Here is a 24,193-nt window from a genome sequence, read left to right as displayed (position 1 = left end):
GCGGGGCCGTCAGGCGCCGCTGCCGCCGAACTCGCGCTCCAGGGACGCGATCTGGTTGGAGCCGAGACCGCGCACGCGGCGGCTCTCGGAGATGCCGAGGCGCTCCATGATCTGCTTGGCGCGGACCTTGCCCACGCCCGGCAGGGACTCCAGGAGGGCGGAGACCTTCATCTTGCCGATGACGTCGTTCTCCTGGCCCTGCTTGATGACCTCATGCAGGGAGGCGCCGGAGTGCTTGAGTCGATTCTTGACCTCGGCCCGCTCCCGGCGAGCCGCGGCGGCCTTTTCGAGCGCGGCTGCGCGCTGTTCAGGGGTAAGGGGCGGAAGAGCCACGCCTACGTCACCTCGAAGATCGAACTGTCGGATACGGACCGGTGAGGAACCTAGTCGCCCCACACCAGGGGAGCAACGTGCAACGCTCTTGCCCGTTGGCTCTGGTCGGAGACTAGCGGCCATGGCCGCCTGAGTCAGCGAGAACAAGCGAAAAGTCCTGGTCAGCCTCCGTTGGACCGGGCATATCGGGCAATTCGCCCCTGTTTTGGCCGGGTGTCGCGTAAGCAACGCGTCAGTTCGGCGGCCTTACGCCGTCGGTGCACGACGTCCACGGAACGTCCACCGGGCCGAATGCGGAACACACACGTGGCCGAGACCGGCCCCCGCGCGAGGTCGCGCGCCGACCGCCAGGCCCTGCGGACTAGCCGCCGACCGCCTGGCGCACCTCGTCCGCGAACCGCGCGGCCGCGTCCCGCAGCGCCCCGGCGTCGGGTCCGGCCTTGAGCACGCCGCGGCTCACGTTCGGCACGACGTTGCGCAGGGCCGCGCCGAAGACGCGGGGCAGGTCCGCGGGCGTCGCCCCCTGCGCCCCGATGCCGGGAGCGAGGAGCGGCCCGTTGATGTCCAGGTCGAAGGACGACAGGTCGCCGAGGGTGGCCCCGACCACCGCGCCGTACGAGCCCATGGGCGCGGCGCCGGCGTTCTCGCGCGCGAGGTGGGCCAGCATGGTCGCGCCGATGGTGCGGCCGTCACCGCGCTCGGCGCGCTGCACCTCCGCGCCCTCGGGGTTGGACGTCAGGGCGAGCACGAAGAGCCCGGAGCCGCTCTCGCGGGCGAGGTCCGCGGCGGGCCGCAGGGACTCGTAGCCGAGGTACGGCGAGACCGTCAGGGCGTCCGAGAACAGCGGCGCGTCCGGGTGCAGGAAGGCCTCCGCGTACGCGGCCATGGTGGAGCCGATGTCGCCGCGCTTGGCGTCCATGACGACCAGGCCACCGGCGGCGCGCAGCTCCGCGACGGCCCGCTCCAGGACGGCGACGCCGCGCGAGCCGAAGCGCTCGAAGAAGGCCGCCTGCGGCTTGAAGACGGCCACCTGGTCGCCCAGGGCCTCCACGACGGTGCGCGTGAAGGTCTCCAGGCCCTTGATGTCGTCGTCCAGGCCCCACGCCGCCAGGAGCGAGGCGTGCGGGTCGATGCCCACGCAGAGCGGGCCGCGGGTGTCCATGGCGCGGCGAAGGCGCGCGCCGAAGGGTTCCTGGGGGCTCATGCGGCGGAGGCCTTTCGGGTGTCGGCGCCGATCGCTTCGGCGAGCGTGGCGTACGGGGAGGTGGCGAGCCGCGCGGCGAGGCCCTTGTGGATCCCGCGCGCCCAGAACGGGCCCTCGTAGATGAAGGCGCTGTAGCCCTGCACGAGGGTCGCGCCCGCGAGGATGCGCTGCCAGGCGTCCTCGGCGTTCTCGATGCCGCCGACGCCCACCAGGGTGATCCGGTCGCCCACGCGCGCGTAGAGGCGGCGCAGGACCTCCAGGGAGCGCTCCTTGAGGGGCGCGCCGGACAGGCCGCCGGTCTCCGCGACCAGGTCCGGGTCGGAGGTCAGGCCGAGGCCCTCGCGCGCGATGGTCGTGTTCGTGGCGATGATGCCGTCGAGACCCAGCTCCACGGCGAGGTCGGCGACCGCGTCGACGTCCTCGTCGGCCAGGTCGGGCGCGATCTTGACGAGCAGCGGGACGCGGCGGCCCTCGACGCTGCGGTCGGCGGCCTCCCGCACGGCGGTCAGCAGGGGCCGCAGCGACTCGGTGGCCTGGAGATTGCGAAGGCCCGGCGTGTTCGGCGAGGACACGTTCACGACGAGGTAGTCGGCGTGGCGGGCCAGGCGCTCGGTGGACTTCACGTAGTCGGCGGCGGCCTCGGCCTCCGGCACGACCTTGGTCTTGCCGATGTTGACGCCGACGACGGGCTTGAAGACCGGCTCGCGGGCCGCGAGGCGCTCGGCGACGGCCGCGGAGCCGTCGTTGTTGAAGCCCATGCGGTTGATCAGGGCGCGGTCCTCGACGAGGCGGAAGAGGCGCTTCTTGGGGTTGCCGGGCTGCGGCTCGCCGGTGACCGTGCCGATCTCCACGTGGTCGAAGCCGAGCATGGCCATGCCATCGATCGCTACGGCGTTCTTGTCGAAGCCGGCGGCGAGCCCGAAGGGGCCGTGCATGCGCAAGCCCAGGGCCTCGGTGCGCAGCTCCTTGTAGCGGGGGGCCAGGGCGGCGGCCACGAAGGTCCGCAGGACGGGGACGCGCGCGGCCAGGCGGATCCAGGCGAAGGCGAGGTGGTGGGCGCGCTCGGGGTCCATGCGCCGGAAGACGAGCCGGAAGAAGAATGCGTACATGCTGGTGTCCTCATGAGGAGGGGGACACCGTTTCCGGTGTCCCCCTCGTGGGCTACTGGTCGCGGTCCGCGGAAAGGGCCGTCAGGTGCTGTGCGTGTTCCTGGAGCGAACGGACGCCCACTCCCCCGTGGTGGAGCGCGTCGATGCCCTGGACCGCGGCGGCGAGGCCCTGGACCGTCGTCAGGCACGGCACGGACCGGGCGACGGCCGCGGTGCGGATGTCGTAGCCGTCGAGGCGGCCTCCGGTGCCGTACGGCGTGTTGACGATGAGGTCGACCTGGCCGTCGTGGATCAGCTGGACGATGGTCTTCTCGCCGTTCGGGCCCTCGCCCTCGGACTGCTTGCGCACGACCGTGGCGTTGATGCCGTTGCGCTTGAGGACCTCGGCCGTGCCGGACGTGGCGAGCAGCTCGAAGCCGTGCGCGACCAGCTCGCGCGCCGGGAAGATCATCGAGCGCTTGTCGCGGTTGGCGACGGAGATGAAGGCGCGGCCCTTGGTGGGCAGCGGCCCGTACGCGCCCGCCTGCGACTTGGCGTACGCCGTGCCGAAGACGGAGTCGATGCCCATGACCTCGCCGGTGGAGCGCATCTCCGGGCCGAGCACGGTGTCGACGCCGCGGCCCTGGATGTCGCGGAAGCGCGACCACGGCATCACGGCCTCCTTGACGGAGATCGGCGCGTCGAGCGGCAGCTCTCCGCCGTCGCCGGTGGCCGGCAGGAGGCCCTCGGCGCGCAGCTCGGCGATAGTCGCGCCGAGCGAGATGCGGGCGGCGGCCTTGGCCAGCGGCACCGCGGTGGCCTTCGAGGTGAAGGGCACGGTGCGCGAGGCGCGCGGGTTGGCCTCCAGGACGTAGAGGATGTCCCCGGCCATGGCGAACTGGATGTTGATCAGGCCGCGCACGCCGACGCCCTTGGCGATGGCCTCCGTGGAGGTGCGCAGGCGCTTGATGTCGTGGCCGCCGAGCGTGATGGGGGGCAGCGCGCACGCCGAGTCGCCGGAGTGGATCCCGGCCTCCTCGATGTGCTCCATGACGCCGCCCAGGTACAGCTCGTGGCCGTCGTAGAGCGCGTCCACGTCGATCTCGATGGCGTCGTCGAGGAAGCGGTCGACGAGGACCGGGCGGTCGGTGCTGATCTCGGTGGACTCGGCGATGTACGCCTGGAGGCGGGCCTCCTCGTACACGATCTCCATGCCGCGGCCGCCGAGCACGTACGAGGGCCGCACGAGCACCGGGTAGCCGATCTCGTCGGCGATGGCCTTGGCCTCGGCGAAGGTGGTGGCGGTGCCGTGCTTGGGCGCGGGCAGGCCCGCCTCGGCGAGCACGCGGCCGAAGGCGCCGCGGTCCTCGGCGGCGTGGATGGCCTCGGGCGGGGTGCCGACGACCGGGACGCCGTTGTCCTTCAGGGCCTGCGAGAGGCCGAGCGGGGTCTGGCCGCCGAGCTGGACGACGACGCCCGCGACCGGGCCCGCGAGGGACTCGGCGTGGACGATCTCCAGGACGTCCTCCAGGGTGAGCGGCTCGAAGTAGAGCCGGTCGGAGGTGTCGTAGTCGGTGGAGACGGTCTCCGGGTTGCAGTTGACCATGACGGTCTCGTAGCCCGCGTCGCTGAGCGCGAAGGAGGCGTGCACGCAGGAGTAGTCGAACTCGATGCCCTGGCCGATGCGGTTCGGGCCCGAGCCGAGGATGATCACCGCGGGCTTCTCGCGCGGCGCGACCTCGGACTCCTCGTCGTAGGAGGAGTAGAAGTACGGCGTCTTCGCGGCGAACTCGGCGGCGCAGGTGTCGACCGTCTTGTAGACCGGGCGGACGCCCAGGGCGTGCCGGACCTCGCGCACCACCTCCTCGCGCAGTCCGCGGATCTCGGCGATCTGCGCGTCGGAGAAGCCGTGCCGCTTGGCCTCGCCGAGCAGCTCCGGGGTGAGGTCGTCGGCGGCGGTCAGCTCGTCCGCGATCTCCTTGATGAGGAAGAGCTGGTCGACGAACCACGGGTCGATCTTCGTGGCGTCGAAGACCTCCTGCGGCGTGGCGCCGGCGCGGATGGCCTGCATGACGGTGTTGATGCGGCCGTCGGTGGGGCGCACGGCGGCGCGCAGCAGCGTGTACTTGTCGCCGGGCCTGCCGGTGAAGGAGAACTGGCTGCCCTTCTTCTCCAGGGAGCGCAGCGCCTTCTGCAGGGCCTCGGTGAAGTTGCGGCCGATGGCCATGGCCTCGCCGACCGACTTCATGGTCGTGGTCAGCGTCGAGTCGGCCTGCGGGAACTTCTCGAAGGCGAAGCGCGGTGCCTTGACGACCACGTAGTCGAGTGTCGGCTCGAAGGAGGCCGGGGTCTTCTCGGTGATGTCGTTGGGGATCTCATCGAGCGTGTAGCCCACGGCCAGCTTCGCGGCGATCTTCGCGATCGGGAAGCCGGTGGCCTTGGACGCGAGCGCGGAGGACCGCGAGACGCGCGGGTTCATCTCGATGACGATCACGCGGCCGTCGACCGGGTTGACCGCGAACTGGATGTTGCAGCCGCCGGTGTCGACGCCCACCTCGCGGATGATCGCGATGCCGACGTCCCGCAGGATCTGGTACTCGCGGTCGGTGAGGGTCATCGAGGGCGCGACGGTGATCGAGTCGCCGGTGTGCACGCCCATCGGGTCGAAGTTCTCGATGGAGCAGACGACCACGACGTTGTCGTTCTTGTCGCGCATCAGCTCCAGCTCGTACTCCTTCCAGCCGAGGATGGACTCCTCCAGGAGCACCTCGGTGGTCGGCGAGAGCGTGAGGCCCTGGCCCGCGATGCGGCGCAGCTCGTCCTCGTTGTGCGCGAAGCCGGATCCTGCGCCGCCCATGGTGAAGGAGGGGCGCACGACGACCGGGTAGCCGCCCAGCTCGTCGACGCCCTTGAGGACGTCGTCCATGGAGTGGCAGATCACGGAGCGTGCGGACTCGCCGTGGCCGATCTTCGTGCGGACGGCCTCGACGACCGCCTTGAAGAGGTCGCGGTCCTCGCCCTTGTTGATCGCCTCGACGTTGGCGCCGATCAGTTCGACGCCGTACTTCTCCAGGACGCCCTGCTCGTGCATGGAGATGGCGGTGTTGAGCGCGGTCTGGCCGCCGAGGGTGGGCAGGAGCGCGTCGGGGCGCTCCTTGGCGATGATCTTCTCGACGAACTCCGGGGTGATCGGCTCGACGTACGTGGCGTCGGCGATCTCCGGGTCGGTCATGATCGTCGCCGGGTTCGAGTTGACGAGGATGACGCGCAGGCCCTCGGACTTGAGGACGCGGCACGCCTGGGTCCCGGAGTAGTCGAACTCCGCGGCCTGGCCGATGACGATCGGGCCGGAGCCGATGACCAGGACGGACTGGATATCGGTGCGCTTAGGCACGCTGGCCCTCCATCAGGGAAGTGAAACGGTCGAAGAGGTACGCGGCGTCGTGCGGGCCGGCGGCCGCCTCGGGGTGGTACTGGACGCTGAACGCGGGCCGGTCGAGGAGCTGGAGCCCCTCCACCACCTGGTCGTTGAGGCACACGTGGGAGACCTCGGCGCGTCCGAAGGGGGTGTCGGAGACCCGGTCGAGCGGCGCGTCGACGGCGAAGCCGTGGTTGTGCGCGGTGACCTCGACCTTGCCCGTGGTGCGGTCCTGCACGGGCTGGTTGATGCCGCGGTGGCCGTACTTCAGCTTGTACGTGCCGAAGCCGAGGGCGCGGCCGAGGATCTGGTTGCCGAAGCAGATACCGAACAGCGGCGTCCCGCGCTCCAGGACCTCCCGCATGAGGGCGACGGGGCCGTCGGCGGTCGCCGGGTCGCCGGGGCCGTTGGAGAAGAACACGCCGTCGGGGTTGACGGCGTAGACGTCCTCCGCGGTCGCGGTGGCGGGCAGGACGTGCACCTCGATGCCGCGCTCGGCCATGCGGTGCGGGGTCATGCCCTTGATGCCGAGGTCGACGGCGGCGACGGTGAAGCGCGCGGCGCCGATGGGCAGGGCTTCGCCGCCGGGGCCGATCGCCGGGACGACGTACGTCTCCTTGGTGGCGACCTCCGCGGAGAGGTTCGCGCCCTTCATCTGCGGCTGCGCCTGCACCTGGGCGAGCAGTTCGGCGTCGGGGGCGATCGCGTCGCCGGAGAAGACACCGACGCGCATGGCGCCGCGCTCGCGCAGGTGGCGGGTGAGGGCGCGGGTGTCGACGCCGCTGATGCCGACGACGCCCTGGCGCCGCAGCTCCTCGTCGAGGGAGCGCCGGGAGCGCCAGTTGGAGGGCACCCGGGCGGGGTCGCGGACCACGTAACCGGCGACCCAGATCCGCTGCGACTCGGGGTCCTCGTCGTTGACACCGGTGTTGCCGACGTGCGGCGCGGTCATCACGACGACCTGACGGTGGTACGAGGGGTCGGTGAGGGTCTCCTGGTAGCCGGTCATGCCGGTGGAGAAGACGGCCTCGCCGAAGGTCTCCCCCACGGCCCCGTAGGCACGCCCGCGGAAGACTCGGCCGTCCTCCAGGACGAGTACAGCGGGAGGCGCCGCCTTCCTCTGCGAGGCGTTCCCCTGAGTGGAGGTCGTCATCGTGCGCCTTCCGTTTCCGTCGTGCTGTGGATCCCGGCACCGGTGCCGTCGATCTCGGTGTTGTCGATCATGTTGTTCAGGGCCTCGACCCAGTCGGCCTGCTCCGCGGCGTGGTCGGAGCGGAAGCCGGAGTCGATCAGCTTGTCGCCGTGCGCCCAGGTGACGATCAGCAGGCCGCCCTCGGTGAGGACCTTGCCCGCGATGCCCTTGTCGAGCCGGGCCTCGCGCAGGGCCTGCTTCGGGATGAAGAAGTCCCGCGCCCCGGGGCGGACGACGTCCAGGCCCGCCTCGGTGAGGGTCAGCTCCACGCGGCTGCGGGTGCCCAGGCCGTGCGCCACGATGCGGTCCAGCCACTGGCCCGCGGTGGTCGAGCCGTGGTAGCGGCCGGTCAGCTCAAGTTTCGTCGCACCGGGCTCGGACGGCGCCTCGGCGAGGTCGGGCAGGTCGCTCTGGAGGGTGCCGCGCCACTTCCAGCCCTCGCGCATCAGCCAGTAGACGAGCGCGATGAAGAGCAGGATTCCGACGACCCAGCCGGCCCGCGCGGCCCAGTCGGTGACCTGCGCGGACTTCTCGTCGGCGGCCAGCTGGGGCAGGGCGGAGGAGGTGAGCAGATGCGTTGCGGTCACTGAAGCTTCCCGTCGACGAGCGTGGCCCGACCCCGGAGCCAGGTGTGCGTGACGCGTCCCGGAAGCTCACGGCCCTCGTAGGGGGTGTTGCGGCTCCGGGAGGCGAAGCCCGCGGGGTCCACCTCTCCACGGTATGCCGGATCGACGAGGGTGAGGTTGGCGGGCTCGCCGGGCGCCACCGGACGGCCCTGGCCGCGCGCCTGCCCGATCTCGGCGGGCTTGGCGGACATCCGGTCCGCGACCCCGGCCCAGGTGAGCAGGCCGGTGTCGACCATCGTGTGCTGGACGACCGAGAGGGCGGTCTCCAGGCCCACCATGCCCATGGCCGCCGCGGCCCACTCGCAGTCCTTGTCCTCGTGCGGGTGCGGGGCGTGGTCGGTGGCGACGATGTCGATGGTGCCGTCGGCCAGGGCCTCACGCAGCGCCATGACGTCGGCCTCCGTGCGCAGCGGCGGGTTGACCTTGTAGACCGGGTTGTAGGAGCGGACCAGCTCGTCGGTGAGGAGCAGGTGGTGCGGGGTGACCTCGGCGGTGACGTCGATGCCGCGGGACTTGGCCCAGCGCACGATCTCGACGGAGCCGGCCGTGGACAGGTGGCAGATGTGCACCCGGGAGCCGACGTGCTCGGCGAGCAGCACGTCCCGGGCGATGATCGACTCCTCGGCGACGGCGGGCCAGCCGCCGAGCCCCAGCTCCGCGGAGACGACGCCCTCGTTCATCTGGGCGCCCTCGGTGAGCCGCGGCTCCTGGGCGTGCTGGGCGACGACGCCGCCGAACGCCTTCACGTACTCCAGGGCACGCCGCATCATCACCGCGTCGTCGACGCACTTGCCGTCGTCGGAGAAGACGGTGACCCCGGCGGCCGACTCGTGCATGGCGCCCAGCTCGGCGAGCTTCTTGCCCTCGAGGCCGACGGTGACGGCGCCGATGGGCTGCACGTCGCAGTAGCCGGACTCCTTGCCGAGCCGCCAGACCTGCTCGACGACGCCCGCGGTGTCGGCGACCGGGAAGGTGTTGGCCATCGCGAACACCGTCGTGTAGCCGCCGCTGGCGGCCGCGCGGGTGCCGGTGAGGACGGTCTCGGAGTCCTCGCGGCCGGGCTCGCGCAGATGGGTGTGCAGATCGACCAGGCCCGGCAGGAGGACCTTGCCGTCGGCCTCGACGACGGTGGCGCCCTCGGCGCTCAGCCCCGCGCCCACGGCCTCGATCGTCTCGCCGTCGATCAGCACGTCCTGCGGCTCGCCGCCGAGCACCCGCGCACCACGGATAAGGATCTTGCTCATGACTTTTACTTCTCCTCGGTACGGGTGTGGGTGACGGCGGGCTCCTGGCCGCCGAGCAGCAGATAGAGGACGGCCATGCGGATGGAGACGCCGTTGGCGACCTGCTCGACGACCGTGCAGCGGTCGGAGTCGGCGACCTCGGCGGTGATCTCCATGCCGCGGACCATCGGGCCCGGGTGCATCACGATCGCGTGGTCGGGCATCTTGGCCATGCGGTCGCCGTCGAGGCCGTAGCGGCGCGAGTACTCGCGCTCGGTCGGGAAGAACGCCGCGTTCATGCGCTCGCGCTGGACGCGCAGCATCATCACCGCGTCGGACTTCGGCAGGACGCGGTCCAGGTCGTACGAGACCTCGCACGGCCAGTGCCCGATCCCGACCGGCACCAGGGTGGGCGGGGCGACGAGGGTGACCTCGGCGCCGAGGGTGTGCAGCAGGTCGACGTTGGAGCGGGCGACGCGGCTGTGCAGCACGTCCCCGACGATCGTGATCCGCTTGCCGCTCAGGTCCTGCCCGATGCCGATGTCGCGGCCCACGAGGCGGCGGCGCATGGTGAAGGCGTCGAGCAGGGCCTGCGTGGGGTGCTGGTGGGTGCCGTCACCTGCGTTGATGACGGCCGCGTCGACCCAGCCGGAGTTCGCGAGTGTGTACGGCGCGCCGGAGGCCCCGTGCCGGATGACGACGGCGTCGACCCCCATGGCCTCCAGGGTCTGCGCGGTGTCCTTCAGGGACTCCCCCTTGGAGACGCTCGACCCCTTGGCGCTGAAGTTGATGACGTCGGCGGACAGCCGCTTCTCGGCGGCCTCGAACGAGATCCGGGTGCGGGTCGAGTCCTCGAAGAAGAGGTTGACGACGGTACGGCCGCGCAGCGTCGGCAGTTTCTTGATCGGCCGGTCGGCGACGCGGGCCATCTCCTCGGCGGTGTCGAGGATGAGGACGGCGTCGTCGCGGGTGAGGTCGGCGGCCGAGATGAGGTGTCGCATCATCGGGTGGGCTCCGTGGGATTTCAGGTGTGCGGAGGCCTGGGGAGGTCCCTGGGCCGGGCAGCGGACGCGCGGGCGCGCGTCAGTACGGACCCGACGGGTCCGGTACCGGTACGGGGCGGGCTACTGCTCGCCGGCCGCGGTGGTCGGCTTGGCACCGAGCAGCACGGCGTCGCGGCCGTCCTCCTCGGCGAGCTGGACCTTGACCGTCTCCCGCAGCGACGTCGGGAGGTTCTTGCCGACGTAGTCGGCGCGGATGGGCAGTTCTCGGTGGCCGCGGTCGACGAGGACGGCGAGCTGCACCGCGCGCGGGCGGCCGATGTCGTTCAGGGCGTCGAGGGCGGCGCGGATGGTGCGGCCGGAGAACAGCACGTCGTCGACGAGGACGACCAGGCGGCCGTCGATGCCGTCACCGGGGATCTCGGTGCGGGCGAGCGCGCGCGGCGGGTGCATGCGCAGGTCGTCGCGGTACATCGTGATGTCGAGGGAGCCGACGGGGACCTTGCGGCCGGTGATCTCCTCGAGCTTGGCGGCGAGCCGCCTGCCGAGGAAGACGCCGCGGGTCGGAATGCCGAGCAGCACCACGTCGTCCGCGCCCTTGGCGCGCTCCACGATTTCGTGGGCGATACGGGTCAACACCCGTGCGATGTCCGGGCCTTCGAGAACGGGCCGCGGCACACCGGAGGCATGCGTGTCCATGAAAACGGACCTCCTTCTCCGCCTCACGGGACGGACTTTAAAGGACGTCTAATATGCGCCAGTCGGCGCCTACAGCGTCTTTCACGGTACCAGCAACGGCAACGCGGGCCGTCACCTCCCCCTCGGAAGGGGTCCTCGGACCCATTCGGCTTGACGCAGCCAAGTAACGCTGCGTAACCTCACAGTGAGTCACCAGCAGCGCGGCGGAGCCGCACGTTGTCACAGCGTCCGGGGAGCTATATGTCCAGCGAATACGCCAAACAGCTCGGGGCCAAGCTCCGCGCCATCCGTACCCAGCAGGGCCTTTCCCTCCACGGTGTCGAGGAGAAGTCCCAGGGTCGCTGGAAGGCGGTCGTGGTGGGGTCGTACGAGCGCGGCGACCGCGCCGTGACCGTGCAGCGCCTCGCCGAGCTGGCGGATTTCTACGGCGTTCCGGTGCAGGAACTGCTGCCCGGCACCCCGCCCGGCGGCGCCGCCGAGCCGCCGCCCAAGCTGGTCCTGGACCTGGAGCGCCTCGCCCACGTCCCCGCGGAGAAGGCGGGCCCGCTCCAGCGGTATGCCGCCACGATCCAGTCGCAGCGCGGTGACTACAACGGCAAGGTGCTCTCCATCCGCCAGGACGACCTGCGCACCCTCGCCGTCATCTACGACCAGTCGCCGTCGGTGCTCACCGAGCAGCTGATCAGCTGGGGCGTCCTGGACGCCGACGCGCGCCGCGCCGTGGCTCACGAAGAGGTCTGAGCCCGTCACGGGCGATTCCCGCAGAAACGTGCCGCCGGGGTGGCCGGAAACCCAGAGAGGGTTTCCGGCCACCCCGGCGGCTTTGTCATGCCCGGTGGATTTCACCGTACGGAAAAAACCCCGGAGGGCCCGCGGCCGTATTGGCCGCGGGCCCTCCGGGGTACCGCGAAAACGAACTGGCGCTATGCGTCCCGGCGAAGACCCGGCTTGAGGTCCTTGAACCGACCGAGCAGCCCATTCACGAAAGCGGGCGAATCATCGGTCGAGAACTCCTTGGCGAGCTGAACGGCCTCGTCGAGGACGACGGCGTCGGGCGTGCCGTCCACCCAGACCAGTTCGTACGCGCCGAGCCGCAGGATGTTCCGGTCGACGACCGGCATGCGGTCGAGCGTCCATCCCACGGCGTACTGGGAGATCAGCTCGTCGATGCGGGCCGCGTACTGCTCGTAGCCCTCGACCAGCTCCATCGTGTACTCGCTCACCGGCGGCTGCCGGGTGTCGGTCCGCGAGTGGCGCACCCAGTCCGCGAGCACGGTGAGCACGTCGACGCCACGCTGGTCGGCCTCGAAGAGGATCTGGAAGGCGCGCTTGCGGGCCGTGTTACGGGCGGCCACGGTTAGCTGTTCACCCGGCCGAGGTAGCCGCTGTCGCGGGTGTCGACCTTGATCTTCTCGCCGGTGGTGATGAACAGCGGCACGTTGATCTGGTGGCCGGTCTCCAGGATGGCGGGCTTGGTGCCACCGGTGGAGCGGTCACCCTGGACGCCCGGCTCGGTCTCCTGGATCGTCAGCTCGACGGCGGCGGGCAGCTCGACGAAGAGCACCTCGCCCTCGTGCTGCGCGACCGTGGCGGTGAAGCCCTCGATCAGGAAGTTCGCGGCGTCGCCGACGGCCTTCTTGTCGATGTGCAGCTGGTCGTAGGTCTCCATGTCCATGAAGACGAAGTACTCGCCGTCCATGTACGAGAACTGCATGTCGCGCTTGTCGACAGTGGCCGTCTCGACCTTGACGCCGGCGTTGAACGTCTTGTCGACGACCTTGCCGGAGAGCACGTTCTTCAGCTTGGTGCGCACGAAGGCAGGGCCCTTGCCGGGCTTGACGTGCTGGAACTCGACGACGGACCAGAGCTGGCCCCCGTCGAGCTTGAGCACCATGCCGTTCTTGAGGTCGTTCGTGGAAGCCACGGTTGCGGAATCTCCTGGACTGACGTGGACGACCCCGGCGCACGCGCTACAGCGCGAGCAGCTCCTTGGTCGTGATGGTGAGTAGCTCGGGTCCGCCGTCCGCCTCGCAGCGGACGACGAGCGTGTCATCGATCCGGACCCCGCCCCGGCCCGGGAGGTGAACCCCCGGTTCGACGGTGACCGGCACGCAAGCGTCCAGTTTACCCATGGCCGCGGGCGCCAACTGCGGGTCCTCACTGATTTCGAGCCCCACACCGTGTCCGGTGCGTGCGGGGAGGCCCTCCGCGTACCCGGCGCCCGCAAGCACGAGCCGGGCCGCGCGGTCCACGTCCCGGCAGGCGGCGCCGGGTGTGAGGGCCTCACGCCCGGCCCGCTGCGCCGCGAAGACGACGTCGTACAGCTCGATCTGCCAGTCCGCGGGAGAGGTCCCGATCACGAAGGTCCGCCCGACCTCGCTGCGGTATCCGCGGTACGCGGCGCCGAGGCACACGGACAGGAAGTCCCCCTCCTCCACGCGCCGGTCGGTGGGGCGGTGGCCGCCGCGACCCGAGTGCGGCCCGGTGGCCACGGAGGTCGGGAAGGCGGCGCCGTCCGCGCCGTGGTCGACGAGGCGCCGCTCCAGCTCCAGGGCGAGATGACGCTCGGTGCGCCCCACCAGGATCGACTCCAGAAGCTCCCCGAGGGCCTGGTCGGCGATCTCCGCCGCGATCCGCAGACAGGAGATCTCCTCCTCGTCCTTGACCAGGCGCAGCTGCTCCACGCCGCGCGCGAGGTCGACCAGGCGGAGCCGGGGCGCCACGGACGCCAGGGCCCGGTGCCGGGCCACGCTCAGATGGTGCTCCTCGACGGCGAGGGACTCCGCGCCCTGCGCCGCCGCCTGCCCGGCCCCCGCGACGGCGGCGTCCCCGTCCGGTGTGTCCAGGACCCGGGTGCGCAGCTCGGCGTCGGGCCGCTCAGGACCGTCCTCGTCGCCCGGCGGCCGCGGACACAGCAGGACGTCCTCGGGCCCGCCGAGCAGGAGGGCGGCCCCGGTGGGCGCCGCGCCCGCGAGATAGCGGATGTTCGCGGGCCGCGACACCAGGGCCGCGCCACCGCCCGCGCACCGCTGTCTGAGCCGCTCCCGCCGTGCCGCGTACACCTCTGACATGGGGCGAGCCTAAGAGCGCGCCCCTGCCGGGGCCGGTTCAGCGCGTCCGACCGGGCGTCGGCGCCGCGCGTACGAGGGGGTGGGGACGCGGTGGTTGACGGCGCGAAGGCGCCCGCGTCCGCGCCTTGCGGCCCGGGTCTACCACTTCGGCGGGCTGGTGAGAGCCCTGGTCAGGACCTCGTCCAGGAGGCTGGCCGTGGCGGGGACGTCGAGCTGGGAGTTGTCGATGATGGGTAGGCCCGAGCCGTACCAGCCGGCCATGCGGCCGTGGATGCGGGCCACCTCCTCGTCCGTGAGGCGGCGGTTGCCCGAGCGCTGGGCGTTGCGCTCCAGGACGATCTCCAGGCCGGGGAGCAGGACGACGGGCAGCAGGCCCGGGCCCACGTGCCGCTTCCAGCCGCCGAGGCCGACGACCGGGCGGTCGGGGAAGACGGCGTCGTCGAGAACGCAGGAGATCCCGTTGGCCAGGAAGTTCCGGGCGGCGAAGCCGCAGGTGCGGCGGGCGAGGCGGTACTGCGCCTCGGAGTTGTCGTTCCACCCCGTCTGGGGGTCGGCGAAGCCGGAGCGCACCCATTCGCGGACGTCGTCGAGGCTGATGTGGGCCGTCGGCACGCGGCGGTGCTCGGCCCAGTACTTGGCGACGCTGGTCTTGCCCGCGCCCGCGGGGCCGATGAGGAGCACGGCGAGGGTCGTGGAGCCCGTGTCGGCGGGGGCCGGGCCGGGAGGCGGGCTGGGCACGGCGACGGGGCCGCCGGGCGGGAGCTGGATGTGGCTCGTGGTGTCGCGGACGGGCGGCGCCGGGGCTTGGTGCGCGGCGTGCGGGGCCGCGTGGGGGTGGGGCGCTCCGCCCGGGGTGTGGGGGGCCACCGGGGCGTGCGGGGCGCCGGGGGCCTGCGGGGCCCCTGGGGCGTGCGCCGCGCTCGGCAGGGGGGCGCGGCCCCCGGGGTGCGGCGCGGGGCCGGAGGAGGTGGCGGCGAAGCCCGGCGCGGGCGCGCCGACGGGCATCGCGCCCGGGTGCGGGGCGCTCGGGTGGTGGGCGGCCGTCGTCCAGCCGGTGGCCGGTCCGTGCCCCGGCTGAGGGGGCGGCGGCAGCGGAGACCCCACGGTGTGCTGCATCCGGTGCCACTCCGTCTCGTGCGACTGACCTGGTACGGGCGGCGGGGCCACCCGCATTGAACGGTACCGTCCCCGGCCGACGTTGTGTGAACGGCCGGGACGGCGCCGAAGTGCCCGTGGCTTGTTTCGCCCCGCCCGCGCGCGGGCGGGGCGAACGGTCAGTCGGCGATCTCGCCGTACGCGGCGAGCAGCACCGCGGGATCCGGCCCCTCCAGGACCGTCGGCTTGCCGAGGCCGTCGAGGACGATGAAGCGCAGCAGGTCGCCACGCGACTTCTTGTCGACCTTCATCGTCTCCAGGAGCTTGGGCCACTGGTCGTAGCGGTAGCTCAGGGGCAGGCCGACGGACTCCAGGACCGTGCGGTGCCGGTCCGCCGTCCGGTCGTCCAACCGCCCGGCCAGTCGGCCGAGTTCGGCCGCGAAGTGCATGCCCACGGCGACGGCCGCGCCGTGCCGCCACTTGTAGCGTTCGTTCTTCTCGATGGCGTGCGCCAGGGTGTGGCCGTAGTTGAGGATCTCGCGCCGGCCGGACTCCTTGAGGTCGCCGGAGACGACGTCGGCCTTGACCCTGATGGAGCGCTCGATCAGCTCGGCGGTGTGCGGGCCCTCGGGCGTGCGGGCCGCCTGCGGGTCGGCCTCGATCAGGTCGAGGATCACGGGGTCCGCGATGAACCCGGCCTTGATGATCTCCGCGAGTCCGGAGACGTAGTCGTTCACCGGCAGCGAGTCGAGCGCCGCGAGGTCGCAGAGCACGCCCGCGGGCGGGTGGAAGGAGCCCACCAGGTTCTTGCCCTCGGCGGTGTTGATGCCGGTCTTCCCGCCGACCGCCGCGTCGACCATGGCGAGCACGGTCGTGGGGATCGCGATCCAGCGCACCCCGCGCAGCCAGGTCGCCGCCACGAAGCCGGCGAGGTCGGTGCTGGCGCCGCCGCCCACGCCGACGATCACGTCGGTGCGGGTGAAGCCGGACTGGCCGAGCGCCTTCCAGCAGTAGGCGGCGACCTCGGCGGTCTTGGCCTCCTCGGCGTTGGGCACCTGGATGGCCACGGCCTCGTACCCCTGGTCCGCCAGGTCCTGGCGGAGCGCGTCGCCGGTGTCGGCGAGCGCCTCGGGGTGGATGACGGCCACGCGCTTGGCCGAGTCGCCGATCAGGCCGCCCAGCTCGCCGAGCAGCCGGCGCCCGACGAGCACCTCGTACGGGTCCGTGCCCGCCGTGCCGCCGACGGGGATCCGCGTCACTGCCTCACTCATGCTTCTGTCAACTCCAGGGCGTCGAGGACCGCTTCCGCGACCTCCTCGGGGGTCCGGCCGTCGGTGGCGACCACGGCACGGGCGACTTCTTCGTACAGGTGGCGGCGTGCTTCCATCAGCTCGCGCCACTGCTTGCGCGGGTTGACGGCGAGCAGCGGCCGGGCGGCGCCGAGGCCGACGCGGCGGACCGCCTCCTCGACGTCCATCGAGAGGTAGACGACGGGCAGGCCGCGCAGCAGCGACCGGGTGCCCTCGTCGAGGATCGCGCCGCCGCCGAGGCCGAGGACTCCCTCGTGCTCGGCGACGGCGACGCGCACCGCCGCGCGCTCCAGGGCGCGGAAGTGCTCCTCGCCGTCCTCGACGAAGATGTCGGAGATCTCGCGGCCCTGGGCCGTGACGATGTCGGCGTCGGTGTCGCGGTAGGGCAGGCCGAGCCGCTCGGCGAGCAGCCCGCCGACGGTGGACTTGCCGGAGCCCATGGGCCCGACGAGCACGACGCGCGGCGCGTGGGCGCCTTCCGTTCCCTGACCGCTCACCGGATCTGGAGGTGGTCGAGGTACGACGTCACGTTGCGCCGGGTCTCCGGCACGCTGTCACCGCCGAACTTCTCCGCGACCGCGTCCGCGAGGACGAGGGCGACCATCGCCTCGGCGACGATCCCGGCGGCCGGGACCGCGCACACGTCGGAGCGCTGGTGGTGGGCCTTCGTGGCCTCGCCGGTGGCGACGTCGACCGTGGCCAGCGCGCGCGGCACCGTCGCGATCGGCTTCATCGCGGCACGGACGCGCAGCAGCTCACCCGTGGTCAGACCGCCCTCGGTGCCGCCGGAGCGGCCGGTGGTGCGCTTGATGCCGTCGTCCGTGGAGACGATCTCGTCGTGTGCCTGCGAGCCGGGCACCCGGGCCAGCTCGAAGCCGTCGCCGACCTCGACGCCCTTGATCGCCTGGATGCCCATCAGGGCCGCGGCCAGGCGCGCGTCCAGACGGCGGTCCCAGTGCACGTGCGAGCCGAGGCCCACCGGTACCCCGTACGCGAGCACCTCGACGACGCCGCCGAGGGTGTCGCCGTCCTTGTGGGCCTGGTCGATCTCCGCGACCATCGATTTCGACGCGTCGGCGTCCAGGCAGCGCACGGGGTCGGCGTCCAGGCGCTCCACGTCGGCGGGCGTCGGGTACACCCCGTACGGGGCCTTGGCCTTCGCCAGCTCCACGACGTGGGAGACGATCTCGATCCCGGCCGTCTCCTTCAGGTACGAGCGGGCCACCGCGCCGAGCGCGACACGGGCCGCGGTCTCGCGGGCGGAGGCGCGCTCCAGGATGGGCCGGGCCTCCTCGAAACCGTACTTCTGCATGCCCGCGAGGTCGGCGTGGCCGGGGCGGGGGCGGGTCAGCGGCGCGTTGCGCGCCAGCTCCGCCAGCTCGGCCGGGTCGACGGGGTCGGCCGCCATGACCTGCTCCCACTTGGGCCACTCGGTGTTGCCCACCATGACCGCGACGGGCGAACCCATGGTCAGGCCGTGCCGCACGCCGCCGATGAAGGTGACCTCGTCACGCTCGAACTTCATCCGGGCGCCGCGTCCATAGCCGAGGCGGCGCCGGGCCAGGTGGTCCGCCACCATCTCCGTGGTGATCGGCACGCCGGCGGGAAGCCCCTCCAGCGTCGCGACGAGTGCGGGGCCGTGGGACTCCCCCGCGGTCAGCCAGCGCAACCTGCTCAACGGTGCTCCTCCTGCTCGCGCCTGGAACTGCGACGGCGCGACCGGGTGCGCGGCCTGGCCCGCCTCCCCTGATCCTCCCACGTCCGGCGCCCCGCCCCGGCCCCGGTCCGGTCCGCGGACACGGGATGGGCAAGTCCGGGCCGCGGCTCAGCGCGCGGCCAGCGCCTGTTCGCCCGCCTTGCGCATGGCGTCAAGCGGCGCGGGCGAGTGCCGGGTCATCTGCTCGACTTGCAGGACGGCCTGGTGCACGAGCAGGTCCAGGCCGCTGACGACGGCCCCGCCGTACGCCGACCAGCGGGCCGCGAGGTCGGTGGGCCACGGGTCGTAGAGCACGTCGAAGAGCGTGGCGGGCCGCTCGGGCACGGCGTGGGACAGGGCGTCCGTGCTGCCCGCGGGGGTGGTGGCGATCACCAGGGGCGCCCGCAGCGCCTCCTCGGCGTCCGCCCAGTCGGCGGTGCGCACCTCGATGTCGAGCCGCTCGCCCCACTGCCGCATCTCGGCGGCGCGCTCCGCACTGCGGACGTACGTGACGACCTCGCCGGTGCAGATCCGCGCGAGCGCGGCGAGGGCGGACGACGCGGTGGCGCCCGCGCCCAGGATCGCGGCGGACTCGACCTGCTCGATGCCGCGCTCGCGCAGCGCCGCGACCATGCCGGGGATGTCGGTGTTGTCACCGACGAGCCGCCCGTCGTCCGCGCGCACGACCGTGTTGACAGCCTCCACGGACGCGGCGGTCTCGCTGACCTCGTCGAGCAGCGGCATCACGGCACGCTTCAGCGGCATCGTCAGCGAGAGCCCCGCCCACTCGGGCCCGAGCCGCTCGACGAAGCCGGGCAGCGCCGCCTCGTCGACCTCGAAGCGGTCGTAACGCCACTCGGCGAGGCCCAGCTCCTGGTACGCGGCGCGGTGCAGCACCGGGGAGAGGGAGTGGGCGATGGGCGATCCGAGTACGGCCGCCCGGTGCCGGGCCTCAGCCGCCTGTGCTCGCATTGAACTTGTCCTTCAGCTTCAAGAATTCGGAGTGGGTCTTGGCGAATTCGGTCTTGTTCATGCCGTCGGTGGCGACGAAGTAGAGCCAGCCGTCCGTCGTCGGGTTGAGCGCCGCCTTCAGCGCCACCTCTCCCGGATTTCCGATGGGGCCGGGCGGCAGTCCCGTGTGCTTGTACGTGTTGTACGGGTCGGGATTGGTCTTGATCTCGCTCTCGCTGATCTTGATCTTGCTCTGACCCATCAGGTAATTGAAGGTCGAGTCGAACTGGAGAAAACCGACCGTCTCCATGTTGCCGGGCTTCAGGCGGTTGTAGATGACCTCCGCCATCTTGCGGAAGTCCTCATGCGTCTTGCCCTCGGCCTGGACCAGGCTCGCGACCGTGATCAGCTCGAACGGGTTCTTGAGCTTCAGCTCCCTGGCCTTGGCCTCGACGCCCAACTCGTCGTATTCCTCGGTGGCTTGGGCGACCATTTTCTTCAGGACGTCCTCGGGCTTCTGACCCTTGGCCACCGGATAGCTGGAGGGGTAGAGGAAGCCTTCCAAGGGGTCCTTGACCTTGCTGCCCACATGGGCGGCGGCCCACTGGGGAAGGCCGAGCTGCTTCCAGTTCTTGAGGGCGATGTTCTTCGTCGTGCCCTCGTCGAGTTCGAGCCGCTCGTCGATCTTCTTGTACACCCACCCATTCCGCTTGCCTTCCGGAATGATGAGGTTGTTGCGGCTCTTCGGGTTGAGCATCATTTCGAGGGCGGAGGCGGCCGACATCTCTTTGTTCAGCGTGTAGACGCCCGCCTGGATCTTCTGCCCGTCGGGATTCTTGCCCTGCGCGGAGACGAACGCGTCGACGCTCTTGACGACTCCGGCGTCCTTGAGCACCTGGCCGATCGCGCCGCCGGTGGCGCCCTTGTCGATCGTGACCGTCGCCTTGGCGTCGGTGCCGTCGCCCGCGTAGTCGGGGGCCGTGCCGAAACGATCCTGGTAGAACTGGTAGCCGAAGTACCCGACCCCGCCGATGCCGCCCGCGAACACCGCGGCCACGACCAGGCAGGCGCAGCCGTTCCGCCGCTTCTTGGGTTTCTTGCCGCCGCGGCCGCGGCGCTCGCTCCGGCTGCCGCGGCCCGCCTCTTCCTGGTCCTCGTCCTCGTCGCCGCCCGCGAAGAACGCGTGCTCGCCCTGGTCGGGGCCGGGATCCCAGCCGGTCTCGTGGTCGGGCTCGGGGGCGGGGCGGCGCCGGCCCGGCGGCTCGGGCGGCGGGTACGCCTCGGGCGTGCCGTAGAGGTCGGGGCGCTCCTCGCCGTACGCGGCGGGCTGCTGCCCGTAGGGGTCGGCCGGGTCGCCGCCGTAGGGGACCTGGCCCGGCCGGCCGGTGTTCCAGCCGTCGTGCGGCTGGGGGTCGCCGTTGTACTGCGCCTGGTGGGGGTCGTACCCCTGCTGGTGGCCGTAGGACTGCTGCTGTCCCGCGTCCCACTCGCCGTACGGCTGCTGGGGGTGGGCCTGCTGCGGCTGCTGCGGGTGGTACTGCCCCTGGCCGCCGTAGGGGGGCTGGCCGTTCCCGGCCTGCTGCCCTCCCCATCCGCCGTCCCCGTACAACGGGTCCTCCGGATGCCACGGTTCGGAGCCTGGGCCCCGGCCATACTCAGTCATCGATCCCCTACGAGCCGCGAGGCGGGGGCCGCTGCCTGGATCCCAGGGCAACCGTTCCGTCTCTTGATGCTGCGCGGCGGCTGTTCGAACGCCGCCGCACCGCGCGGAACGTTACCGTATCGCGATCAGATGACCACTTCGACGCCCTCACCCGGAGCCTCGCCTGACGCCCGTTCGGACTCCAGGGCCTGCTGGAGGATGATGACCGCCGCGGCCTGATCGATCACAGACCTGCCCTTTTTGGACTTCACCCCGGAGGCGCGCAGGCCCTGACTGGCCGTCACTGTGGTCATCCTCTCGTCCACGAGCCTCACCGGAACGGGGGCGATCCCGGCGGCGAGCACCTGGGCGAAGGCACGGACCTTGACGGCGGCCGGGCCCTCGCCCCCCTTGAGGGAGCGAGGGAGTCCGACGACGACCTCGATGGGCTCGTACTCCTCGACGAGCTGGCGAAGGCGGCGATGGGCGGCCGGGACGTCCCGGCCGGGCACCGTCTCCACCGGCGTCGCGAGGATCCCGTCGGGGTCGCACGAGGCGACCCCGATCCGGGCGTCCCCGACGTCGAAGGCGAGACGGCGGCCTCGTCTGACGGAACTCATCAGGCGGTTTCGCCGACGAGACGCTCGACGGCGGCCATGGCGTCACCGACGGCCGCCACGTTCTGACCGCCGCCCTGGGCGACGTCCGGCTTGCCGCCGCCACCGCCGCCGAGGGTCTTGGCCGCGGTGCGGACCAGGTCGCCGGCCTTGAGACCGCGCTCGCGCGCGGCCTCGTTGGTGGCGATGACCGTGAGCGGCTTGCCGTTGGCCGAGGTGAACAGGGCGACCACGGCCGGGCGGTCGCCGGGGATGCGGCCGCGCACGTCGAGGACCAGCTTGCGCAGGTCGTCGGCCCCGGTGCCGTCCGGGACCTGGCCGGTGACCAGGGCGACGCCGTGGACGTCCTTGGCGCCCTTGGCGAGACCGGCGGCGGCCTGGAGGACCTTCTCCGCGCGGAACTTCTCGATCTCCTTCTCGGCGTCCTTCAGCTTGGCGAGCATGCCGGAGATCTTCTCGGGCAGCTCCTCGGGGCGGCCCTTGACCAGCTCCTGGAGCTGGGCGACGACCGTGTGCTCCTTGGCCAGGAAGTTGTACGCGTCCACGCCGACCAGGGCCTCGATGCGGCGCACGCCGGAGCCGATGGAGGACTCACCCAGCAGCTTCACCAGACCCAGCTGGGCGGTGTTGTGCACGTGGGTGCCGCCGCACAGCTCCTTGGAGAAGTCGCCGATGGTCACCACGCGCACGCGCTCGCCGTACTTCTCGCCGAACTCGGCGATGGCCCCGGCCTTCTTGGCCTCGTCCAGGGACATGACCTCGGCCTGGACGTCCAGCTCGCGCGCGAGGACCTCGTTGATCCGCTGCTCGACGTCCGTCATCACGGCCGTGGGCACGGCGGACGGCGAGCCGAAGTCGAACCGGAAGCGGCCCGGCTGGTTCTCGGAACCGGCCTGGGCGGCCGTCGGGCCGAGGGCGTCGCGCAGCGCCTGGTGCGTGAGGTGCGTGGCGGAGTGGGCGCGGGCGATGGCGCGGCGGCGGTGGGCGTCGATCGAGGCCCACGCGGGGGCGCCGACCGTGACCTCGCCGACCTGCACGACGCCCTTGTGGACGTGCACGCCCGGCACCGGCTTCTGGACGTCGCGGACCTCGATGACGGCGCCGCTGTCCAGGCGGATGCGGCCGGTGTCGCCGATCTGGCCACCGCCCTCGGCGTAGAACGGGGTGCGGTCCAGGACGACCTCGACCTCGTCGCCCTCGGTGGCGGCGGGCGAGGAGACGCCGTTGACCAGGAGGCCGACGATCACGGCCTCGTTCTCGGTGAGGGCGTAGCCGGTGAAGTCGGTGGCGCCGGAGCTGTCGGCGATCTCGCGGTAGGCGCCCATGTCCGCGTGGCCGGTCTTCTTGGCCTGGGCGTCGGCCTTGGCGCGCTCCCGCTGCTCCTTCATCAGGCGGCGGAAGCCGTCCTCGTCGACCGAGAGCCCCTGCTCGGCGGCCATTTCGAGGGTGAGGTCGATCGGGAAGCCCCAGGTGTCGTGGAGCAGGAACGCCTTGTCGCCGGGCAGCACGGTGGAACCGGCGGCCTTGGTCTCGGTGACGGCGGTGTCGAGGATGTTCGTGCCGCCCTTGAGGGCCTTGAGGAAGGCGGCTTCCTCGGCGAGCGCGACGGTCTCGACGCGCTTGCGGTCGGTGAGCAGCTCCGGGTACTGCTCGCCCATGGTCTTGATGACCGTGTCGACCAGCTCGGCGACGACGGGACCGGTGGCGCCGAGCAGGCGCATGTTGCGGATGGCGCGGCGCATGATGCGACGCAGGACGTAGCCACGGCCCTCGTTGCCGGGCGTCACGCCGTCGCCGATGAGCATCACGGAGGTGCGCATGTGGTCGGCGACCACGCGCAGCGAGACGTCCGAGCCGTGCTCGGCGCCGTAGCGCACGCCGGTCAGCTCGGTGGCCTTGTCGATGACGACGCGCAGGGTGTCGGTCTCGTACATGTTCTGTACGCCCTGGAGGATCATCGCGAGACGCTCCAGGCCGAGACCCGTGTCGATGTTCTTCGACGGCAGGTCGCCGAGGATCGGGAAGTCCTCCTTGCCCTGGCCCGCGCCGCGCTCGTACTGCATGAAGACCAGGTTCCAGATCTCCACGTAGCGCTCGTCGTTGACCGCGGGGCCGCCCTCCTCGCCGAACTCGGGGCCGCGGTCGTAGTTGATCTCGGAGCAGGGGCCGCAGGGGCCGGGGACGCCCATGGACCAGAAGTTCGGGCCCATGCCCAGGCGCTGGATGCGCTCGGCGGGGACGCCGACCACGTCGCGCCAGATGCGCTCCGCCTCGTCGTCCTCCTTGTAGACGGTGATCCAGAGCTTCTCCGGGTCCAGGCCGTAACCGCCCTTGTCCTGGGGTGAGGTGAGCAGCTCCCAGGCGAGCTTGATCGCGCCTTCCTTGAAGTAGTCACCGAAGGAGAAGTTGCCGCACATCTGGAAGAACGTGCCGTGCCGGGTGGTCTTGCCGACCTCTTCGATGTCCGGCGTGCGCACGCACTTCTGGACGCTGGTGACGCGCGGGGCGGGCGGCTTGGTCTCCCCCAGGAAGTAGGGCTTGAAGGGCACCATGCCCGCGGGGACGAGGAGCAGCGTCGGGTCGTCCGCGATCAGTGACGCCGACGGCACGACCTTGTGCCCACGCTCCTCGAAGAAGCTCAGCCAGCGACGACGGATTTCAGCCGACTCCATCAGTGGTCCTCATTCCGGTTGTACGAGTACGTCGTGTCCGTCGTCTTCGCGAGGGACTTGGGGTTCTTCTTGGTGGCCGGCTCGACGAGGGCGAGGCGGCGCTGGGCCGGCAGCTCGGGGTCGACCGGGGCGTTCAGACCGAGGGCGTCGCCCAGCTCCGCCTCCCGCTCGGCCATGCCGTCGCGGACGTCGAGCGCGAAGTCCTTGAGCCGGTGCCCGGCCTCGACGGCCTTGTCGGCGGCCCGCGCGGCGAGGCTCTCCGGGGTGAGCTGCTTCAGCTTGCGGTTGACCTTGGTGGTGGCCCAGACCCCGGCGGCAGCGCCCGCGGTGAACCAGAACGTACGTCGGAACATCG

22 protein-coding genes are annotated in these 24,193 nt (G+C 71.6%); 1 reads left to right on the top strand and 21 read right to left on the bottom strand.

Translation table 11 applies throughout. The features are described 5' to 3' along the window. Positions 1-9: 9 nt before the first annotated feature. The 9 genes from AC07GB_RS27085 to pyrR all read right to left on the bottom strand — a co-directional run bounded on the left by AC07GB_RS27085 (position 10) and on the right by pyrR (position 10,784). Positions 10-333 carry an integration host factor gene (locus AC07GB_RS27085; RefSeq protein WP_016638838.1) on the bottom strand — a complete coding sequence of 108 codons (324 nt, stop codon included), beginning with the start codon at positions 331-333 and terminating at the stop codon, positions 10-12. Positions 334-694: 361 nt separating this feature from the next. Next, a complete protein-coding gene (pyrF, locus tag AC07GB_RS27080; protein ID WP_478849785.1) occupies positions 695-1,537 on the bottom strand; it encodes an orotidine-5'-phosphate decarboxylase in 843 nt (280 codons plus the stop codon). After that, a complete protein-coding gene (locus AC07GB_RS27075; protein WP_478849783.1) occupies positions 1,534-2,646 on the bottom strand; it encodes a quinone-dependent dihydroorotate dehydrogenase in 1,113 nt (370 codons plus the stop codon). The genes pyrF and AC07GB_RS27075 overlap by 4 nt, the downstream gene beginning before the upstream one ends. Positions 2,647-2,698: 52 nt before the next feature. Then, a complete protein-coding gene (gene carB / locus AC07GB_RS27070; RefSeq protein WP_478849781.1) occupies positions 2,699-6,019 on the bottom strand; it encodes a carbamoyl-phosphate synthase large subunit in 3,321 nt (1,106 codons plus the stop codon). Then, on the bottom strand, positions 6,012-7,196 hold the full coding sequence (carA, locus tag AC07GB_RS27065; protein ID WP_478849779.1) for a glutamine-hydrolyzing carbamoyl-phosphate synthase small subunit: 1,185 nt from the start codon (positions 7,194-7,196) through the stop codon (positions 6,012-6,014). Before carA ends, carB begins: the two co-directional genes overlap by 8 nt. Further along, positions 7,193-7,822, bottom strand: coding sequence for a PH-like domain-containing protein (locus AC07GB_RS27060; protein WP_478849777.1), 630 nt, complete (start codon positions 7,820-7,822; stop codon positions 7,193-7,195). Before AC07GB_RS27060 ends, carA begins: the two co-directional genes overlap by 4 nt. Continuing rightward, complete coding sequence (locus AC07GB_RS27055) at positions 7,819-9,105, bottom strand: dihydroorotase (protein WP_478849775.1); 1,287 nt, start codon at positions 9,103-9,105, stop codon at positions 7,819-7,821. The genes AC07GB_RS27060 and AC07GB_RS27055 overlap by 4 nt, the downstream gene beginning before the upstream one ends. 5 nt (positions 9,106-9,110) lie before the next feature. Continuing rightward, positions 9,111-10,088, bottom strand: coding sequence for an aspartate carbamoyltransferase catalytic subunit (locus AC07GB_RS27050; RefSeq protein ID WP_478849773.1), 978 nt, complete (start codon positions 10,086-10,088; stop codon positions 9,111-9,113). Between the two features lie 120 nt (positions 10,089-10,208). After that, positions 10,209-10,784, bottom strand: coding sequence for a bifunctional pyr operon transcriptional regulator/uracil phosphoribosyltransferase PyrR (pyrR, locus tag AC07GB_RS27045; RefSeq protein ID WP_478849771.1), 576 nt, complete (start codon positions 10,782-10,784; stop codon positions 10,209-10,211). A gap of 240 nt (positions 10,785-11,024) precedes the next feature. Between pyrR and bldD the strand changes: the two genes are divergently transcribed. Next, complete coding sequence (bldD, locus tag AC07GB_RS27040) at positions 11,025-11,525, top strand: transcriptional regulator BldD (RefSeq protein WP_016638847.1); 501 nt, start codon at positions 11,025-11,027, stop codon at positions 11,523-11,525. Positions 11,526-11,707: 182 nt separating this feature from the next. Here the strand turns inward: bldD and nusB are convergent, their stop codons facing one another. The 12 genes from nusB to AC07GB_RS26980 all read right to left on the bottom strand — a co-directional run bounded on the left by nusB (position 11,708) and on the right by AC07GB_RS26980 (position 24,191). Next, positions 11,708-12,139: a transcription antitermination factor NusB gene (gene nusB, locus AC07GB_RS27035; protein WP_478849770.1), complete on the bottom strand. Its 432-nt coding sequence runs from the start codon at positions 12,137-12,139 to the stop codon at positions 11,708-11,710. Positions 12,140-12,141: 2 nt separating this feature from the next. Then, positions 12,142-12,708: an elongation factor P gene (gene efp / locus AC07GB_RS27030; RefSeq protein ID WP_138958567.1), complete on the bottom strand. Its 567-nt coding sequence runs from the start codon at positions 12,706-12,708 to the stop codon at positions 12,142-12,144. Positions 12,709-12,754: 46 nt separating this feature from the next. Then, on the bottom strand, positions 12,755-13,855 hold the full coding sequence (locus AC07GB_RS27025; RefSeq protein WP_478849768.1) for an aminopeptidase P family protein: 1,101 nt from the start codon (positions 13,853-13,855) through the stop codon (positions 12,755-12,757). 138 nt (positions 13,856-13,993) lie between these two features. Continuing rightward, complete coding sequence (locus tag AC07GB_RS27020; RefSeq protein WP_478849766.1) at positions 13,994-14,971, bottom strand: AAA family ATPase; 978 nt, start codon at positions 14,969-14,971, stop codon at positions 13,994-13,996. A 158-nt stretch (positions 14,972-15,129) separates the two neighbouring features. After that, complete coding sequence (gene aroB, locus AC07GB_RS27015; protein ID WP_478849764.1) at positions 15,130-16,221, bottom strand: 3-dehydroquinate synthase; 1,092 nt, start codon at positions 16,219-16,221, stop codon at positions 15,130-15,132. Beyond that, positions 16,218-16,700, bottom strand: coding sequence for a shikimate kinase (locus tag AC07GB_RS27010; protein ID WP_478849903.1), 483 nt, complete (start codon positions 16,698-16,700; stop codon positions 16,218-16,220). Before AC07GB_RS27010 ends, aroB begins: the two co-directional genes overlap by 4 nt. Before the next feature lie 53 nt (positions 16,701-16,753). After that, on the bottom strand, positions 16,754-17,938 hold the full coding sequence (aroC, locus tag AC07GB_RS27005; protein ID WP_478849762.1) for a chorismate synthase: 1,185 nt from the start codon (positions 17,936-17,938) through the stop codon (positions 16,754-16,756). Between the two features lie 147 nt (positions 17,939-18,085). Next, positions 18,086-18,928: a shikimate dehydrogenase gene (locus tag AC07GB_RS27000; protein WP_478849760.1), complete on the bottom strand. Its 843-nt coding sequence runs from the start codon at positions 18,926-18,928 to the stop codon at positions 18,086-18,088. Next, positions 18,909-20,570, bottom strand: coding sequence for an endolytic transglycosylase MltG (mltG, locus tag AC07GB_RS26995; protein ID WP_478849758.1), 1,662 nt, complete (start codon positions 20,568-20,570; stop codon positions 18,909-18,911). Before mltG ends, AC07GB_RS27000 begins: the two co-directional genes overlap by 20 nt. A 125-nt stretch (positions 20,571-20,695) precedes the next feature. Continuing rightward, complete coding sequence (ruvX, locus tag AC07GB_RS26990; RefSeq protein ID WP_478849756.1) at positions 20,696-21,169, bottom strand: Holliday junction resolvase RuvX; 474 nt, start codon at positions 21,167-21,169, stop codon at positions 20,696-20,698. Then, on the bottom strand, positions 21,169-23,838 hold the full coding sequence (alaS, locus tag AC07GB_RS26985) for an alanine--tRNA ligase (protein WP_478849754.1): 2,670 nt from the start codon (positions 23,836-23,838) through the stop codon (positions 21,169-21,171). The genes ruvX and alaS overlap by 1 nt, the downstream gene beginning before the upstream one ends. Continuing rightward, positions 23,838-24,191 carry a DUF6167 family protein gene (locus tag AC07GB_RS26980; RefSeq protein ID WP_478849752.1) on the bottom strand — a complete coding sequence of 118 codons (354 nt, stop codon included), beginning with the start codon at positions 24,189-24,191 and terminating at the stop codon, positions 23,838-23,840. The genes alaS and AC07GB_RS26980 overlap by 1 nt, the downstream gene beginning before the upstream one ends. Between the last annotated feature and the right edge of the window lie 2 nt (positions 24,192-24,193).

This window comes from Streptomyces sp. NPDC045778 (assembly GCF_056431945.1).
The sequence above is the reverse complement of the archived record's forward strand: the minus strand, read 5'-3'. Positions and strand labels throughout refer to the sequence as shown.

Excerpts from the sequence above, each read along its gene's own strand:
- AC07GB_RS26980 (WP_478849752.1), bottom strand. The coding sequence starts at position 24,191 with ATGTTCCGACGTACGTTCTGGTTCACCGCGGGCGCTGCCGCCGGGGTC.
- carA (WP_478849779.1), bottom strand. The coding sequence starts at position 7,196 with ATGACGACCTCCACTCAGGGGAACGCCTCGCAGAGGAAGGCGGCGCCT.
- AC07GB_RS27050 (WP_478849773.1), bottom strand. The coding sequence starts at position 10,088 with ATGATGCGACACCTCATCTCGGCCGCCGACCTCACCCGCGACGACGCC.
- aroB (WP_478849764.1), bottom strand. The coding sequence starts at position 16,221 with ATGAGTGAGGCAGTGACGCGGATCCCCGTCGGCGGCACGGCGGGCACG.
- AC07GB_RS27075 (WP_478849783.1), bottom strand. The coding sequence starts at position 2,646 with ATGTACGCATTCTTCTTCCGGCTCGTCTTCCGGCGCATGGACCCCGAG.
- AC07GB_RS27000 (WP_478849760.1), bottom strand. The coding sequence starts at position 18,928 with ATGCGAGCACAGGCGGCTGAGGCCCGGCACCGGGCGGCCGTACTCGGA.
- alaS (WP_478849754.1), bottom strand. The coding sequence starts at position 23,838 with ATGGAGTCGGCTGAAATCCGTCGTCGCTGGCTGAGCTTCTTCGAGGAG.
- AC07GB_RS27020 (WP_478849766.1), bottom strand. The coding sequence starts at position 14,971 with ATGCAGCACACCGTGGGGTCTCCGCTGCCGCCGCCCCCTCAGCCGGGG.
- mltG (WP_478849758.1), bottom strand. The coding sequence starts at position 20,570 with ATGACTGAGTATGGCCGGGGCCCAGGCTCCGAACCGTGGCATCCGGAG.
- bldD (WP_016638847.1), top strand. The coding sequence starts at position 11,025 with ATGTCCAGCGAATACGCCAAACAGCTCGGGGCCAAGCTCCGCGCCATC.
- pyrF (WP_478849785.1), bottom strand. The coding sequence starts at position 1,537 with ATGAGCCCCCAGGAACCCTTCGGCGCGCGCCTTCGCCGCGCCATGGAC.
- AC07GB_RS27025 (WP_478849768.1), bottom strand. The coding sequence starts at position 13,855 with ATGTCAGAGGTGTACGCGGCACGGCGGGAGCGGCTCAGACAGCGGTGC.
- ruvX (WP_478849756.1), bottom strand. The coding sequence starts at position 21,169 with ATGAGTTCCGTCAGACGAGGCCGCCGTCTCGCCTTCGACGTCGGGGAC.
- AC07GB_RS27055 (WP_478849775.1), bottom strand. The coding sequence starts at position 9,105 with ATGAGCAAGATCCTTATCCGTGGTGCGCGGGTGCTCGGCGGCGAGCCG.
- pyrR (WP_478849771.1), bottom strand. The coding sequence starts at position 10,784 with ATGGACACGCATGCCTCCGGTGTGCCGCGGCCCGTTCTCGAAGGCCCG.
- AC07GB_RS27010 (WP_478849903.1), bottom strand. The coding sequence starts at position 16,700 with ATGGGCTCCGGCAAGTCCACCGTCGGCGGGCTGCTCGCCGAGCGGCTC.